Here is a 16,378-nt window from a genome sequence, read left to right as displayed (position 1 = left end):
TTTACCTGACCGGGCCCAGGATTTTGAACCGGCCCGTCTCCGTGATGGCATGCCGGTCAGGCCGGTACATGTCCTCCACCGTTGCGGGCGGATGAACAAACGCCCCCGGAGTTGCCGCCCTTGCCAGATAGGCAAAGGTCATCACCCGGTCGCTGACCCGGTTCTGGTCGACGGCCACTTCAAACCTGTCCTTGAAAACTCCGGCATGCTCGGTGTTCTGAACCATGTTCAGGAACGGCAATCCACCAAGGTCACCGGAACGCAACAGCCGGGGATTGTCGATCACAAGTCCGGCGGGCAGCCGGTCAACGACCATGAGACGGCCCGGCTGGTCGGTCAGCGCACGGACCGTCAGCACGACCGCCAGCCGGGTGTTGACCGCAATGGCGCCGGGATCGACCGGAGTGCCATTCAGATCATAGACGTGACGCTCGATCTCATAGTCAACCCCGCCAGCCGGTTCCGGCACACTGGGCTTTCCGCTCACGGACACCAGCAAATCGACCGGATCCGTGCCCTTGTTTCTGATCAGGGCAGGGCTTGCCTCAAGGCCTGCCCCCTCCATTTGCCAGACCAGCCGCCCGGGCGTTTCCACACCGTTAAAGGCAACTCTTGCATCTTCCGTCTTGTCGTTCAGGGCATTGGCCGCCAGAAGCAGCCAGACCATATCCTGGGTCGAGCGGCGCCCGGCCACTTTCTGGACCGATGTCAGCAATCCAAGTGCTTCGTCTTTCAAATGGGGATCAAGGGACGCGGACACCACATAGTCTGTCACCGCAGCAATGTCGCGCAACTTGGAGCCGAAATCGAGGCGGAACTCAGCGTCTTTTTCCCGGTTCAAGGCGGACAGGGCTGCTTTGAACCCGGTAACCGCCCGGTCTTTTTCCCCGTAAAGGGCCAGGCCGGCCGCCAGCTGGGCCTTCGCAAGGGGCGTTCGGAAGTCTTTCAGCTTCACATCCAGATAGTAGCGCAGATCCCCCATGGACGCCCGCCCGTTCCGGGCCAGAACGTAAAGGGCATAGGCCGTTCCTTCCCCGCCCTGTTCAAAGCCGGTGCTGTAGGACAGGCGGTTTTCAAGATTGTCCAGCGCGGCGATAAAGGCCTGCTCCGGCACGTGATAGCCTTTGTCCCGCGCCTGGGTCAGGAAGTCTGTCGCATAGGCACTGAGCCAGATCCCCCCGTCAATGTAACTGCTCCACAGTCCGAAAGCCCCGGACGACGACTGCCTGGAGAGAACCTGGGTAATGGCAGCTTCGACCTTTTCCTTTACGGTCTTGTCCGTTCCAAGTCCGGCTGCTTCCGCAACCTCGCCCAGATACAGAAGCGGCAATGCCCGGCTGGTGGTCTGTTCGGTGCAGCGGTAAGGATACCTGTCCAGAGCCATCAGCAGACCGGCGACATCGATAGAGGCCGCGCCGCCCAAGGTCAGGCTGACATCCACCGTGTCGCTCAAAAGGCCGTCAAAACTCTCCGGCCCCAGCTCAAGGCTCGCGCCAGCGTTCAGCTGAAAGGACGTGCGTCTGACCACATCCGGCTGGGTGTTGCGCACATTCAAAGCAACCCGCTTCACCACTGCCTGCCCGTCCGGTCCGGTCAGGGCCAGCAGGACTTCACCATTCACCGGGGTGGGCCCAGCGGCAACCGGCAACCGCACGACCGCCTTGCCCCCGGCCTCAAGGTCCAGCAAGCGCTCTGCCCGGCCTGCATTGTCGACCATCAGGCCGCGTGTAGCCGATACATCCAGAGTATAGGACCCGGCCGCGCCGTCCAGATTGTCGATTTCAATGGCAATGCGGGAGGTGTCGGCCGGCGCGAGAAACGCAGGAGCGCTTGCGCTGATCACGACCGGGGAGCGGACTTCGATGTCCTGTTCCCCATGGCCAACCCCGTCCTTGCTCCAGGCCACGGCTATCAGCCTCAGCGCCCCGTTGAAATCGGGAATGTCGAAGGAAACACTTGCTGTTCCATCCGGCCCAGCCTCCACAAGCCCGGAGAACAGCGCCAACGGTTCGTCCTCAGGCGGCGTCGCGTCGAGCCGCTGCGCCATGGCATCCCCGCCAGAGCGGATCCGGCCCGCCGTTCCGGCCATCCGGTCAATCAGCTGTCCGTAAAGATCCCGGATCTCCGTGCCAAGACGGCGCTGGCCGAAATACCAGCCCTCCGGATCCGGGGTCTTGTAGCCCGTGAGGTTCAAGATCCCGGCATCCACGGCGGCAATGGTCAGATACGCCTTTTCACCCGCCTTCAGATTCGCCAGCTTGACCGGCACGTCCAGCACCGTTTCCGGCTTTATCCGCTCCGGCACGCTCAACTCCACCTGGAGCTCGCGCGCGCCCGGGTCGACCTGCAGCCAGGCAAGGCCAATCGCTCTGGACGGCATCCGTTTCTGGGCAAGATCCATGGGCCGGAACAGGCTGGCGGTCACATAGGCCCCTGCCCCCCAGGTCCCGGAAACAGGAATGCTGACCTCGGTTTGCGACCCGGATACTTCAACCGTCTGGCTGGACAGCACGCCGCCTGCCAGCACATTGATGACGGCAATGCCGGCCATCTGCGGTTTCAGCCGCAATTTGGCAATATCTCCCGGCTGGTAGCTTGCCTTGTCGAGCCCCACGTCCAGAAAATCCGGTGTTTCGGAGGTTTCTCCCGCTGAATACCAGCCGGCATTGAACGTCACGCTGGTTGCCGTTTGAAGCCCGGTGCCGCCTTTGACCTCAAGCCGGTACTCGCCCCAATCCACCGGCACAGACAGGTCGACCGGTTTTGAGGCGCTGGTTGAAAGCGCTCCGGCAGCCACCTGTTTGCTTGTTACAATCGGTTCGTAGGACCAGCGTCCGTCCAGCTTGTACCATTGAAAGCGCCGCTCGATCTGATAGAGGGTCCAGGCCAGATCCGGGACCTCCTGCCGCTTGCCATCGGCCCCAAGCACAATGACCGAAAAGTCAGCCGGTCCGCCTTCATCCACATCCCCGTCAAATGCCGGTTTGATGCCGATACGCGGGCCGTCCTGTTCCACTGGCAGATCCAGATGGCGCTCCACGGCCCGCCCGCCAGCCTCCACCAGCCGGGCCACCACGGTGCCATCGTATAGCCCGGTCGTGTCGGTCAGTTCTGGCAGCACAACGTTGAAGGACAAACGGCCCGTTTTGTCGGTCTTCAGGCCATCGGGCAAACCACCCCGCAGGGGATAGCCTTCCTCGTTTTCCAGGCCGAACTGATAGCCGGGAAACGCCTTGTGCGTGCGTACGGGCTGCACAATGACATCGCCTTGCAGCAATTGGCCGCTGGCCGGAGAGCCATAGAGGAACTTGGCTGTCAGGGAGACCGGCGTGCCCCCCTCCCGGCTGAAGGCCTCAACCTTGGTTTGCAGATCAAAATCCACACGTTCGGGCTGATAATCCTCCACCAGGAAAGTTGCCTGAGCCAGCGCGGGGGCTTTCGGATCGGCAAAGACCTGCCAGGACCACTGGCCTTGCTGGGCTGAATCACTCAGGACGAGATCCTGCAAATGCCCTCCCAGACCGCTGTCGGCGACAGTGTATCTGGCATGTTCGACACCATCCGGGCGCGTGAACAGGAAGGTCAGCGGAAACGCTTCCTGTGCGATGGCCTTAGCCGTGCGCAACAGGGCCTGGGCATGAACGGTTTCGCCGGCCTTGTAGATGCCCCGGTCCGTCCAGGCGAAGACATCCAGCGGCCCCGGCGCGGGCCGGCCTTCAACGCCCCGGTCCGAGAGGTCAAAGGCGGGTTTGCGCAGATCCAGGAAGGAATAGTCCCCGTCCCTGGTTTGTGCGACCAGCACGCCGGGAGCAAGACCGCCGCGCCCACGGGTCAGACCGGCGGCGAATTCTGCCCGCCCGTCCGCATCGCTGGTCGTTTCGCCAAGCACCTCATTGTTCACGGCCAGCAGGCGCACCGTCGCCCCTTCGAGCGCCCTGGCTGTTCCAAGAGAACGGATATTCGCGACAATACCATTGTCGCCGGACAAGGCACTCAACCCCAGATCTGAAACCAGAAACCATTGGGTCGCCACTTTGCTCCAGTCGTCTTTCCGGCTCAGCTTCGAGCGGGCCGTCATGGCATAGACACCCGGCTTCAGCGTCAGGCCGGTTTTTGTGACCGGGAAGGCGGTTGTCACATCCTGATTGAGGCGGTTCTCCGTCTCCAGGACACCGGACCAGACCTTTTCGCCCAGCTCGTTTTCAATTTTGTCCGCCTGCCAGCTGCTCAACTGGCGCAGGAAACTCTTGTCCCGAAGGACGCCGGCGACGGACCGGTTGCCGATCCGGTAAATGCTTGCTTCCACCTCGCTTGTATTGACCGTGACCACTGGGATCGTGGGCGATCCGCCGGAGGGCAGGACATAGGAGCGGCTCAGGAACCGGACGGACGGAGACCGGTCCGGCACATAGACAGACAGATCCACCGCCTTTTCAAGGGTCTCGCCATCCAGGGCCGGCAAGCCGCTGCGGATCGTGACCTCGTAGCGGGCGCCGTGCTCAAGCCCCTCAGCACATAGCTGGTTGCCTTGCGCGTCAATGGAGACTGTTCCGGGACCCTGGACAACCATGTACGGGCTGAGATCTTCTCCAACCGGCAGCTTTTGTGACAGGACCACGCAGACCCTCGGTGTCGTTCCCTCCGTTTCAACCGAGTGACTGAGAATCCTGAAACCGTATTCGGCAATAAGCCGATCATAGCGTCGGCGCCGTTCAGGTGTATCTTCCAGGGCAAGGGCTGCCCGCGCTGCCTTGATCGAGCGCATGGGCTTGTCGCTCTTGAGCAACGCCCGGCTGAGCTGCTCCAGCACGAGGGCCTGTTCCCTCGGATTGACAGCGCGCAGATAAGCATTGATCCCGGCCGAAATCGCGTTGCGGCGATTGATCTTCCGCTCGTCCCAGTCCGGCACCTCCCGGATGATCAGAGCCTGGGTCAGCCCCACCCAGCCATCAAAATCCGACGGGTCCAGATTGAGCAGCATCACGAAACTTTTTTTTGCAACGTCCCCTTGCCAGCGCCGCAAAGCCTCCTCGCCCCCCTGGCGCAGAGCGCCGATGGAGGTTCCCCGCGGCCCGCGCCGATGGGCGATGCGTGCGGCAAATGTCTTGGCGTCTTCAAGCTCGTCCGCCGTCAGGAATGTCAGGTCTGCCTTCCGGTCGGCCACAATATCGGCGGATGGTGCCCGCACTTCCACCACCCGGCCGGCAACGGCCCCCGCAAAGCTCTGCAGCGAGCCGAAATCCGACTTCAAAAAGCACCAGCCAGCGGATGTGTTGAAGGTAAAGGCCCGGCATTTTTCGTCCTTGAGACAGGCCGATTTGCAGCCCTCAAGGTCGACCTCCTTGACTGTCTGGTAGTCGCTGCCAAAAAAATCAGCGTCCTCAATGGTGACGATTTTGCGGTCCTGCGCCCGCACCTCGGCCGCCTGAAATGTGGCACTGCCAAAGGCAAGAGCACTGGCTGCAACGGCTAGAAGCGTTTCGCGCGCCAAAAGCGGTTTCACGGAAAAAATCGGGGTGAAGAGATTGAAAATATGCAGCAAGGTCTGCCTCCCGGACCAGGAACTGCACATATGAACGCACTGGCACGTGACAATTGCAAGGCGGTTTTGTGCAGGTTTTATGCAACTTTGTCACAATAAGAGCGCGTCACTCCCGCCATGATTGGTCTACCAACGAGAGCCTAAAACCGCAGTGAAGAGGTCAACACTCCGCACTGCCCCAACACCGCGTTTGATCTTCTCACGCTCCTGTCGAACAGTATTTTCAACTCAAAAAGCCGATCCTGAGCGCTTTTGACAATTTCAGCGTATCGCGTCATTGAGCAGTTGTTGCACTTGCAAAACATCTTCAAGAACAGAAGAAAATACGCCCTCCAGCGGCATTCCTGATCCATCATGAGCACCGAATTGTACAATAGCATTAGCTTTCGGATTGTGAATTACCGAATTTGGCGGAGACACCTCAAAGACACATTGCGCTGAAACATAAACAGGCCGCTCATCGAGCATGCGCAGCTTCACCAGTGGAGCGGCAGCGGCAAACCGCTCAACAAGCGCCTCAAGAGGCTCTCGGCTGAAACTTTGCTGCGACTCCGACTGAATCATCACTTTGTCCCCCGGTTCATAAAAGAAAACCGTTGGCCGGATCCGAATTAAGCTATGAGCTGGAATTGTTTTTGATGATCCATCAAGCAATTGAAAAGCAACAAACATCTCTTCCCCCTATTGAAAGACTATTTGTTCACATGTGTATTTTGAAGGACAATTCTATTCCTCAAAAACGCTGAAATGCGATTGAATTATAAGTAAATAAATTTGAAAAGATATCTTTCAAGCCTAGCTTGATTCGATCAGCACCGCACATTTACCCGGTCCGGGAGACAAGTTCCTCGATCAAGGAGGCCACTTCCAGGGCGGCTTTGCTTGTGGGGGCTTCTTCGGTCACGGCAAAGCCCTTGCCCATGGCGGCTGCAAACACGGTGCGGTTGCCCAGGCGGGTGGTCAGGGTGTCATAGCCGGATTCGACAATTGCGTCGGTCATTTCCGCCGTCAGCGATGCCCGCGGCGGCACACGGTTGAGCACCAGCAGGGCTGGCGTGCTTTCCCGGGAGGCCAGTTCGATGGTCTGGGAGGTCGCCCACAGATCAACCGGCGTCGGCTGCACCGGAACGATGACATAATCTGCCGCATCAATCGCCGGTTTGGCGTCCGTGTCGGTTTTCGGGGGGGTGTCGACCACCACATAGCCATGGGATCTGGCCAGGGACCGGGCTTCCCGCCGGGCGCCCCAGCCCGATGCGGTGCGGAACTCCAGACCGGTCTCATCCTCGCCAAGGCTGCGTTCACGGGCTTCGTACCATGTTCCGAGGGAGCCTTGCGGATCCACATCCAAAATGGCAACAGGCTCGCCGGACTGGCGGGCAAGGGCAACAGCCAGATGGGCCGCCAGCGTTGTTTTGCCGGACCCGCCTTTTTGCTGGGCCACCGTCAAGATTCGACCGGACATCGCATACCTCCGTTTATGCGACCTTATATTGCGACGTCCTTTTTCGCAGCGCAACAAGACATTGCTGTCAAACCCGGAATTAAATCCCGTTACGTCACTTAAATTTCGACCGGTCTGATCAGAAGCCCAGCCCTTGTGACTACCGGCCTCCCAGGGCGTAATAGACATTCCAGGACGGCCGCCCGGTCACCGGCATGCCGAATTTGGCTTCCGCCTTGCGGATGCCGGCGCGCGTGGCCGGGCCGACCTTGCCGTCTGCCTCCCCCACATCAAACCCATTCTTGTTGAGCAGCTTCTGCAGATCCAGCCTTTGGGCGCGGGACAGGCCCGGATTATCGGTCGGCCAGGGCGTCTGGAAAGGTTTGCCGCCGGCAACCAGCTCTGACAGAAGCGCAATGGCCAGCCCGTAAGACGTTGAGGCGTTATAGGAGCGCAGGGCGTTGAAATTACGGGTCACGAGAAAGGCGGGCCCATTCGCACCGGCCGGACGGATCAGGGCCGCCTCGGTCTTGCCGGACACGCGTCCCCCATCCAGCTTGCGCAGGCCCCGTTTGCCCCAGGTGGACAGGGAGGCCCGTTTCTTCAGTCCGCTCGGCCCTTTGTAGCCGCCTGGAACCTTGACTTCATACCCCCAGGCGCGGCTGTCGCGCCAGCCGGCATTTTTCAGAAAGTTGGCGGTCGAGGCCAGCGCATCGGGAACGGAGTTGACCAGATCCTTGCGTCCGTCGCCGTCAAAATCCACCGCCAGACTGTTATAGGTGCTGGGCATGAACTGGGTCTGACCGAAGGCCCCGGCCCAGGAGCCCTGAAAATCGGACACGGGCACATCCCCGCGCGACGCGATTTGCAGGGTCTTGATCAGTTCGCCCCTGAAATATTTCTGGCGGCGCTTGCCCGCACACACCAGATTGGCCAAGGCATGGGGCGTATAAAAATCCCCCTTGAACTGGCCGTAATCGCTTTCAATGCCCCAGACCGCCAGAACCACGTGGCGGTTAACGCCGTAGCGTTTTTCGATCGCTGACAGGGTTCTGCGGTGTTTTTTCAGATTTTTGGCACCATCCTGGATGCGCTGCGCGTCCACTAGAAAGGCCATATAGTCCCAGATCTCGGTCTTGTATTCCGGCTGGGAGGAGGAAAAGCGGATTACCTTTTCATCATAAGAGGCGCCGGACAGCATCCGCTCGGCAATGTTGACGCGCACGCCTGCGGCGACCGCCTGTTGTTTCAGCTTGGCAACACAGCTCTCAATGGCCAGTGCCGGTGCGCCAGAGACAAGCAAACCCAGCGCCGACCCCAACCCCACCCCGGTCAGAAAATTCCAAACACCCAACCGCATTGTCCGAATCCCCTCTTTGTCCTCGCCCGGACACGACCACGCTACCTTCATGGAAATACGGCAGAAACCGCAAGAGGCAAGTTATCAAGAGGAAGAGACAAAAACCGGCCGCATATGGGCCGGTTTTTCCATTTCAGGGCCGTGCTTCCAGGCCGCCTAGCGGCCTTCAATCAGCTTGCGGCGCAGCCATCCGGACAGATTGTCCATCATGATGACGACAATCACCACGAGGAGGATGATGTAGAGGGTGTTTTCCCAGTCCTGCCGGGTCCTCATGGTTTCAAGAAGCTTCAGGCCGATACCACCGGCCCCCAGGGCCCCGATCACCGTGGCCGAGCGGGTGTTGGATTCCAGATAATAGAGCAGCTGGGACAGGAACAGCGGAAGGATCTGCGGAAACACCCCGAAGCGGTATTTTTGAACCGGAGACGCCCCGGTCGCCTGGATGCCTTCAATCTGCTTGCGGTCCACATTCTCGATGGATTCGGAAAACAGCTTGCCGAACGTGCCTGTGTCCGTAAAGAAGATCGCGAAAATACCCGACAGCGGTCCAAGGCCGAAGGCGCGGATGAAGATCAGCGACCAGATCAGCGTATCAATCCCGCGCAGGAAGTCGAACAGGCGGCGGATGGCGAACCGGACCGCTCCGGACGGATTGACATTGCGGGCCGCTGCGAAGGCAAGCGGCAGCGCCAGAATACCGGCGATCAGCGTGCCCACGAGCGCCATAATGACCGTCTGCAGCAGCGCATAGAACACATCCCCGTGCTGCCAGTCCGCGTTGTTCCAGAACTCACTGAGAATAAACTCCCAGTTCGGCAGATCCGGATTGATCCTGTCGCCGGAAAAGGCCAGCCCGGCCAGCTGGGAGAAGGAATAGGCATTCAGGGGGGACTGAAAATCAAACCAGAAATTCTCCCAGCCAATGAAATACCGGTGCACCTCGATCTTGTTCTTGGTGATCCAGATCCGGGCATAAAGGCTCGGGCGCATATCGACCTGCGCCTTGCTGGCCCGCAGCCAGGACGGTGGATTTTCGCCCAGATAACGCGGCGGCACGCCCTTTTCATAGGTCACACGATACGGCTGATCGTCCCCGGCCTTGAAAAAGTCCACCTGATCCTTGCCCACCTCCACATAGCCGATGGCGCCAAGGTCAATGCGCGTGTCACCGCCTTCTTCCTGCACCCATCCGGGGAGCGTTTTATAGGCGGCGCGGCGGCTGCCTTCCAGATTGGCCTGGAAATGATCGTCCTTCAATCTCTTGAAGACGTGGATCTTGTAGGCATAGGAATCGAGCACAAACAGGCCGACCATGTTGGTCCGGGTCTTCGCAATGACATTGTAAACGTCGAAGGAGAAGAAACAGGTGACCAGATAGCCAAGCACCAGGACCGCCACCCCGGCGGGCAGCAGGCGGCGGGAGAGCGGCCGGTCGATCACGCCGGGAAACCGGCTATCGATGTCGGCCATCTGCGCGGGAGTAAGAAGAGACATCTGATCGCCTTTCAGAGCAAGCCGGCTTTGCCGATAAACGCCTTGCGGATCCACCCGGACAGATAGTCGATGCCGGTGATCGCACAGACGAGCAGAACGATGATGGCGGTCACATCGGCCCCGTAGTTCCAGTCCACCACCTTTTTCAGTTCCGCCCCCAGGCCCCCTGCCCCCACGAAGCCCAGGATCGCTGAGGCCCTGACATTGATTTCAAGGCGCAGCAGCGTATAGGATAGAAAATTCGGAATGACCTGGGGCACGATGGCAAAGCGGATCTGCTGCATCCAGGACGCCCCTGCCGACTTCATGCCTTCCATCGGCTTCATGTCCGCATTTTCGTTGCATTCGGAAAACAGCTTGCCGAGCGCGCCGATGGTGTGAAAGGCAACAGCCGCCACAGCAGCCACGGCGGTCGGCCCCAGGGCAAGCACAAGCACCAGGGCCAGCACCAGCTCGGGAAAGGCGCGGGTCACGTCCATCAGGCGCCGCATCCAGAACACGACAAATCGGTTGGAGACCAGATTGCGGCTGGCCACAAAGCTCAGGGTGCCGCCCAGAACAAAGCCGATCAGTGTCGCCAGGATCGCGATGTTCACGGTCTCGACCAGATACGGGAAATAATGGGCCAGAAGGCCGAACCAGGACCATCCTGCATCGAATGTGTCGACCAGCAGATCCCGGGGATAGTCGAAAAAGCTCGCCAGACCGTTGGAGAAGCTCCCGGAATTGGCCTCATCTGCAACCATGAGGCCGCCGATGATGATGATCACACAGACACCAATCAGAAGGGCCGTATAGAGATTTCGGCTCCGGGCCATCTTGCCACAGGCCTCATCGATGGTCTGCAGTTGGGGATGGTCGGACAAGAGGGAGTGTGCGGTCACAGCGGGTCCTTTTCAGCCGGTTGGAGCGGCTTTGCGCGAGGCTGTGGAGCGCCTCAGCGGCTCAAGGCAGGTAAAAGGGGCGGCTCCGGGCCGCCCCTTTCTCAAAAGAAGAAATTAGTTCTTCTTGTTTTCGATCTTTGCCTTACGAGCGGCAATGATGGTGTCGTAGAAGCCAGGCTTGACTTCGACATACTGTTTGATTTCACCGGCAGCGACATTGTACATGCACTCAGGATCGTCCTTGTCGAAGGAGAGCATGGACGCCTTGATCTTGTCCTTGACGTCTTGCGGCAGGGAGGAACGCAGCACGATCGGGCCGTTCGGGATCAGCGGCGAGCGCCAGATTTCACGGATCTGGGACATGTCGAGCATGCCTTTGTCGACCATTTTGCGAAGGTTGCCGGAGGAAAAGCCTTCGTCCCAGTCGCCCACACCGGAAGACCAGGTCACGCCACCGTCCACGTCACCGTTCAGGACAGCCAGGACGTTCTGCTCGTGGCCACCGGAGAACTGTGTGGAGCTGAAATAGGTGTCCGGGTCAATGCCCATTTTTTCGAAGGACACGGACGGAACCAGGTAACCGGACGTGGAATTCGGATCGGCATAGCCCAGCTTCTTGCCTTTCATGTCATCGAGGCTTTCGATGTTGCTGTCGGCAAGGGCGACCATGATGGAGTGGTAGCCGGTGGACCCGTCAACCTGCTCGGTGGTCACGATCGGCTCGACCAGGTTCGGGTCGGCCAGGTAAAGAGATGAATAGCCGGACGCGCCCAGCTCGGCATAGTCCAGGTTGCCGCCCTTCAGGCCTTCCAGCGTGCCGGCATAATCAGCAGCCGGGAACAGTTTGACCGGAACACCGAGCAGTTTTTCAAAACGCTTGGCCAGGCACTCGTTGCTGCGCAGGCGGTCCGCCTCGTTTTCACCGCCCAGGATACCGATACGGAATTCCTCGATGTCTGCGGCGTTGGCAACGGACACATTGACGGCGTTCAGGGCGAACACGCTGACGGCGGCAGCCGCAACGATTTTGGAAAAGATCTTCATGAATTGACACTCCAAGAGGGTCTGTTTCGGATGACATTTGAGAGGATGAGCAAGCGGATCAAACCGTTGCGGCCGCCGGGGTCATCGCTCCGGCGGATTGCGTTGCGCCGGTCCCGCCGGCGTCGATTGCAGTTGAGGTCGCGGCCTCGTTGAAACTTTCGTCGGCCCCGTAGATTTCGCGGGCCGCATCAGTGGTCAGCTCTTCCGGCGGGCCATCGAACACCATGTGCCCGTCGCGCATGCCGATGACCCGGTCGCAATAGGTGCGCGCCGTGTCGAGCGTGTGCAGGTTGCAGATCACCACCTTGTTGTCGCGCTCATGGATTTCGCGCAGCGCGTCCATGACAATCTTCGCATTCATGGGATCGAGCGAGGCAATCGGCTCATCGGCCAGGATCATATGCGGGTCCTGCATCAGCGCCCGGGCAATCGCCACGCGTTGCTGCTGGCCGCCGGACAGTTCCTCGGCCCGTTTGGTCGCTTCCTGGGCAATGCCGAGACGGTCCAGATTGATCAGCGCCAGCGCCCGCTCTTCCCGGGAAAACAGTTTCAACAGGGAGGGAAGCGTTCCGTGCATGTTCAACCGGCCGAGCATCACATTGGTGACCACGTCGAGCCGGGGCACCAGATTGAACTGCTGGAAAACCATGGCGCAGTCGCGCTGCCAGCGGCGCATCATCCCGCCTTTCAGGCTCAAAATGTCCCGCCCCTCAAAGAGGATCTGCCCGGATGTGGCCGGGGTGAGCCGGTTGATCATGCGCAAGAGGGTGGACTTGCCCGCACCAGAGCGGCCAATGATGCCCACCATCTGCGGCTGGTCGATGGTGAAACTCACCTTGTGCACCGCAGTCCGGGCCCCGAAGGTCTTGGTCACATCCTGAAACTGAATCACGCGAGCCCTGCCCCATGAATGTTGAAATGCAGGGCGACAAGAGCCATTTCAGGATTACAATTGCATGACAGGTTTTTGACTTTAAGGTCAAAGATTTATGTCACTTCGGTGACATCTTGAGCTTGATCTTTAGCGGACCGTGCGAAGACAGCGGAAGAACGTCGCGTTGACAACCTTTTTACGGTGTCACATCCGGTGCCGGACTTGCCTGAAATTCAGGCACCGCATCTGGAAAAATTTCCAGAGCATTACATTCAAGAGTTTTGGCGTTGACACCACTCCCGCAAAAGGAGTGCCGCAGCGTTACAAAAACGTCATCAAACCGTCACCCAGACCACCCGCCCGCAGGCTAAAACCCGGTCCCGGTTCAAGTCCCTCCCCCAAAAATCCAGATGGAGTCCCGATGTCCGCCCCCACGCAAAAACAGGCCCTCTCCGAAGCCCCGACGATTCACCCGGACGCCAAGGTGCTCAATTGCGAGATCGGGGCCTGGACAGAAGTCGGAGCCCACACCCAGATGCGCGAAAGCCAGATGGGCAATTATTCCTATATCGTTCAGGAGGGGGACGTGGTCTGGAGCACCATCGGCAAATTCTGCTCCATTGCCCGCCGGGTGCGCCTCAATCCCGGCAACCACGCCACCTGGCGCGCCTCACAGCACCATTTCACCTACCGGGCGGCGGCCTATGGCCTGGGCGAAGACGACGCGGACTTCTTCCAGTGGCGCAAGGATGACTGGGTAACCCTCGGTCATGATGTGTGGATCGGGCACAATGTGACGGTGCTGGCCGGTGTCACCATCGGCACCGGGGCAATTGTTGCGGCCGGGGCGGTCGTCTCCAAGGATGTGGCGCCCTATACTGTGGTCGGCGGGGTCGCCGCCAAGCCGATCAAGCGCCGCTTCAGCGAAGCCCAGGAAGAGGCCCTTATGGAAATCTGCTGGTGGGACTGGAGCCACGATCATCTGAAAGAACGCCTGCCGGACTTCCGCAACCTGACGATTGATGCTTTTATCGAAAAATACCGGTAGCAGACGGCCCCCGAGCCGGCTGTCTGTTTTACCGGCTCCCTCTCGCCGGAGTGTTCAGCCGATGGCTCCCCTCACCCGCCTGATCCTTTATGTACGTGACCCGGATCTGAGTGTCGCCTTTTATTGCCGGCATTTTGGCTACGAGAGGCAGTCTGATCCGGAAGACCGGCTGACGGAACTGGTTCCCCCGCCCGGGGGCGGTGCGCGACTGTTGCTGCACAAGGCTGCCAAATCACAGAAACTTGGGCAAACTGCTGTCAAGCTCGTCTTCGACGTCTGCGATGTCGCAGCCTTTTGCGAGACAGCCGGACAGAACGGGCTGACCTTCGGGTCTTTACACAAGGCTGATGGATATGTCTTTGCCAATGCCAAGGACCCGGATGGCAATTCCATTCAAGTGTCCAGCCGGGCGTTCAAATAAGCCGTGCTCCCGGCACTCCGCATCTTTCCCTTGCACAACCGGCTCCGGTTTCACTGTGGTTGATCTGGTGCGTGTCGTGTTCAAATGGTTTCAAACCGTTTTGTCTTTTGCGTTGAAATTACTGATTTCAGGCAGCGAAAGGCAAAACCGCTTTATCGCGACACGCTATAATCTGCCGTCATGATCACCGAGTGTGCTGTTCTACCCGCCAGTCTCGGCCCGTCCTTGCGCAGGTGGCGGGTGCTGAACTGCGTCAAGCAGCAAGTGCTGGCCGCCGAACTCGGCGTATCTCAAAGCCGGATTTCAAGATGGGAAAGCGGGCATGGGGCTCCGGATCAGAACTGTGCTGCGAAAATCGCCTGGCTCTTGCGCGCCCGGCCACAAAGCGCATCGGACCGGGCACTGCTCGACCTTGTGACCAAGTCTTCATCGCCAGTGCATCTGGTCTGTGACCTCACCCACAGGCTGCTGGCGGCCTCGCCTGCCCGCGCCGCGCAGTGGCATGTGGGTGTTCCGGATCTTCTGGGCAAACCTCTGTGGCGCTTTGCCTCTGAAGGTATCCGGGCCGCAGAGCACCAATTGCAGGACCTGGGCTGGTTCGAGCCGGACAGCCCGGACATTGTCTACCGGACCGAACGGGCGGAATTTCAGGAACTGACGATTCCCGAAAGCTGCCTGCGCATTTCCCGCCTGGTACTGTCAGATGGTGGCTGTGTCCGGCTTGTGCGGGACGAACGCTCTCCAGACGCATAATTTATTCAGGCTTCCGACCAGATGGCTGCTCGCCTGAAACGGTCTGCGGCGCTACCATCGGTCCATGAGCACCACACCCGAAATATCTCCGCCCGACACCCCGGAAGCCGGAACAATTGCCCCCTCCAGGCTTACCGGTATTCTAGCCTTTTTGCAGGAAGCTGAGCGGCTGAAGGACACATTGCGCTCCGGCCAGTCCAGATCCGGCCGTCCGGAAAGCAGTGCGGAACACAGCTGGCGGCTGGCTCTGATGCTGGTTCTTTTTGAAAAGGAGCTGGCGGGGATCGACTTTCTGAAGCTGTTGAAACTGGCCCTGATCCACGACCTGGGCGAGGCCATTTCAGGCGATATTCCGGCCCCCTTGCAGACAGCGGGTGATAACCGGGAGGCCCGGGAGAGACAGGACTTTCAAACCCCGTGTGCGGCGCTGCCGGAAGATCTGACGGACAGCCTGTTGGGGCTGTGGGACGAGTATGCCGCTGCGGCCACAACGGAAGCCCGGCTTGCCAAGGCCTTCGACAAGCTGGAAACCATTTTTCAGCACCATTTGATGCCGCCGCAAAGCGCGGACTTTCACCGGTTCAATCTGACCTACGGGGCTGAGCGAACCGGGGCCTTTGCACTGCCCCACCAGATCCGGGAGATTGCCGATTGCACCACGAAAGAGCTGATGGCAGAGGCAGCAGGGAGCCAAGAGTGACGGCGGTGCGGACCTGAGCCCCTCAGCTCTCCACCAGGTCTTCGTCGCTGATAAACGCCATCTGCCGGACCGTTCCCGCACGGACCTCGATCATGTGGCCATGGGGCACTTCCACCCAGCACTCACCGGCCTGGTCCAGCGGCTCCGACACCACCATGACGCCATCGTCAAACGCCCGGTAATAGAGCGTCGGCGGGAAATTGTCGGAGGCATAGCGCGCAGCATAGAGCGTCTCGCCATCCGACCAGGCTGAGGCAAAGCGCATATGCGGTGCAGTGCCCGCAAATTTGGACAGGGCTTCAGCTTCAAACACTGCCCGTGCCATGGCCGCGCGCGGATGCAGCGGCAGGCCATAGGCCAGCGCGACCAGAAACAGGCACTCACTGTCAGTGCCCCCCATGCGGTGGCGGTAAAGATCATCGGGAATCATGTTGTCGAGCCGCCGCCGCACCTTGTCATAGCCACCCACCTGGCCATTGTGGATGAAACTCCAGCGCCCATGGGTGAAAGGATGGCAATTGTCGCGGATCGTGGCCGTGCCGGTCGAAGCGCGCACATGGGCCAGAAAATGCCCGGAGCGGATATGACGGGCAATCTGGAGCAGATTCGGGTCAGACCAGGCGGGCCGCACATCCTTGTACAGGCAGGGCGTGTCCCGGTCGCCATACCAGGCGACCCCAAAACCATCCGCATTCACCGCCGTCTTGCACGACAAGGCGTTGCGACTCTGATCGATCAGCGAATGCTCGGGATCGCAGATGACCTCTTCCAGATAGCGCGGTGTTCCGCTCCAGGCTGCCCAACGGCACAT

13 protein-coding genes are annotated in these 16,378 nt (G+C 59.8%); 4 read left to right on the top strand and 9 right to left on the bottom strand.

The annotated features are described in order from the left end of the window. Position 1: 1 nt before the first annotated feature. The 8 genes from ACXAIC_RS11855 to phnC all read right to left on the bottom strand — a co-directional run bounded on the left by ACXAIC_RS11855 (position 2) and on the right by phnC (position 12,663). A complete protein-coding gene (locus tag ACXAIC_RS11855) occupies positions 2-5,542 on the bottom strand; it encodes an alpha-2-macroglobulin family protein (protein ID WP_475178546.1) in 5,541 nt (1,846 codons plus the stop codon). Positions 5,543-5,803: 261 nt separating this feature from the next. After that, positions 5,804-6,214: a hypothetical protein gene (locus ACXAIC_RS11850; RefSeq protein WP_475178542.1), complete on the bottom strand. Its 411-nt coding sequence runs from the start codon at positions 6,212-6,214 to the stop codon at positions 5,804-5,806. 151 nt (positions 6,215-6,365) lie between these two features. Next, positions 6,366-7,007, bottom strand: coding sequence for a ParA family partition ATPase (parA, locus tag ACXAIC_RS11845; RefSeq protein WP_475178537.1), 642 nt, complete (start codon positions 7,005-7,007; stop codon positions 6,366-6,368). Positions 7,008-7,146: 139 nt separating this feature from the next. Beyond that, entirely contained in the window at positions 7,147-8,346 is a 1,200-nt protein-coding gene (locus tag ACXAIC_RS11840; protein WP_475178535.1) for a lytic murein transglycosylase, read from the bottom strand. Positions 8,347-8,502: 156 nt separating this feature from the next. Then, positions 8,503-9,843 carry a phosphonate ABC transporter, permease protein PhnE gene (gene phnE, locus ACXAIC_RS11835; protein ID WP_475178531.1) on the bottom strand — a complete coding sequence of 447 codons (1,341 nt, stop codon included), beginning with the start codon at positions 9,841-9,843 and terminating at the stop codon, positions 8,503-8,505. An 11-nt stretch (positions 9,844-9,854) separates the two neighbouring features. Continuing rightward, complete coding sequence (gene phnE, locus ACXAIC_RS11830) at positions 9,855-10,727, bottom strand: phosphonate ABC transporter, permease protein PhnE (protein WP_475178528.1); 873 nt, start codon at positions 10,725-10,727, stop codon at positions 9,855-9,857. 114 nt (positions 10,728-10,841) lie between these two features. Then, a complete protein-coding gene (gene phnD / locus ACXAIC_RS11825) occupies positions 10,842-11,771 on the bottom strand; it encodes a phosphonate ABC transporter substrate-binding protein (protein ID WP_475178524.1) in 930 nt (309 codons plus the stop codon). A 58-nt stretch (positions 11,772-11,829) separates the two neighbouring features. Continuing rightward, complete coding sequence (gene phnC / locus ACXAIC_RS11820; protein ID WP_475178521.1) at positions 11,830-12,663, bottom strand: phosphonate ABC transporter ATP-binding protein; 834 nt, start codon at positions 12,661-12,663, stop codon at positions 11,830-11,832. 403 nt (positions 12,664-13,066) lie between these two features. Here phnC and ACXAIC_RS11815 point away from each other — a divergent pair, with 403 nt between their 5' ends. The 4 genes from ACXAIC_RS11815 (at position 13,067) to ACXAIC_RS11800 (ending at position 15,567) form a co-directional block, all read left to right on the top strand. Next, entirely contained in the window at positions 13,067-13,693 is a 627-nt protein-coding gene (locus tag ACXAIC_RS11815) for a DapH/DapD/GlmU-related protein (RefSeq protein WP_475178517.1), read from the top strand. Positions 13,694-13,754: 61 nt separating this feature from the next. After that, a complete protein-coding gene (locus ACXAIC_RS11810) occupies positions 13,755-14,114 on the top strand; it encodes a VOC family protein (protein ID WP_475178514.1) in 360 nt (119 codons plus the stop codon). A gap of 180 nt (positions 14,115-14,294) precedes the next feature. Next, on the top strand, positions 14,295-14,867 hold the full coding sequence (locus tag ACXAIC_RS11805) for a helix-turn-helix domain-containing protein (protein ID WP_475178511.1): 573 nt from the start codon (positions 14,295-14,297) through the stop codon (positions 14,865-14,867). Positions 14,868-14,931: 64 nt separating this feature from the next. Further along, positions 14,932-15,567 (top strand): HD domain-containing protein, encoded by a 636-nt coding sequence (locus ACXAIC_RS11800; RefSeq protein WP_475178509.1) that lies wholly within the window; start codon positions 14,932-14,934, stop codon positions 15,565-15,567. A gap of 22 nt (positions 15,568-15,589) precedes the next feature. On the opposite strand, the gene ACXAIC_RS11795 is transcribed toward ACXAIC_RS11800, so the two are convergent. Then, positions 15,590-16,378, bottom strand: coding sequence for a class II glutamine amidotransferase (locus tag ACXAIC_RS11795; protein ID WP_475178506.1), 789 nt, complete (start codon positions 16,376-16,378; stop codon positions 15,590-15,592).

Source organism: Roseibium sp. AWQ4_254 (genome assembly GCF_056161025.1).
This window is presented reverse-complemented; position numbering and strand designations above follow the sequence as displayed.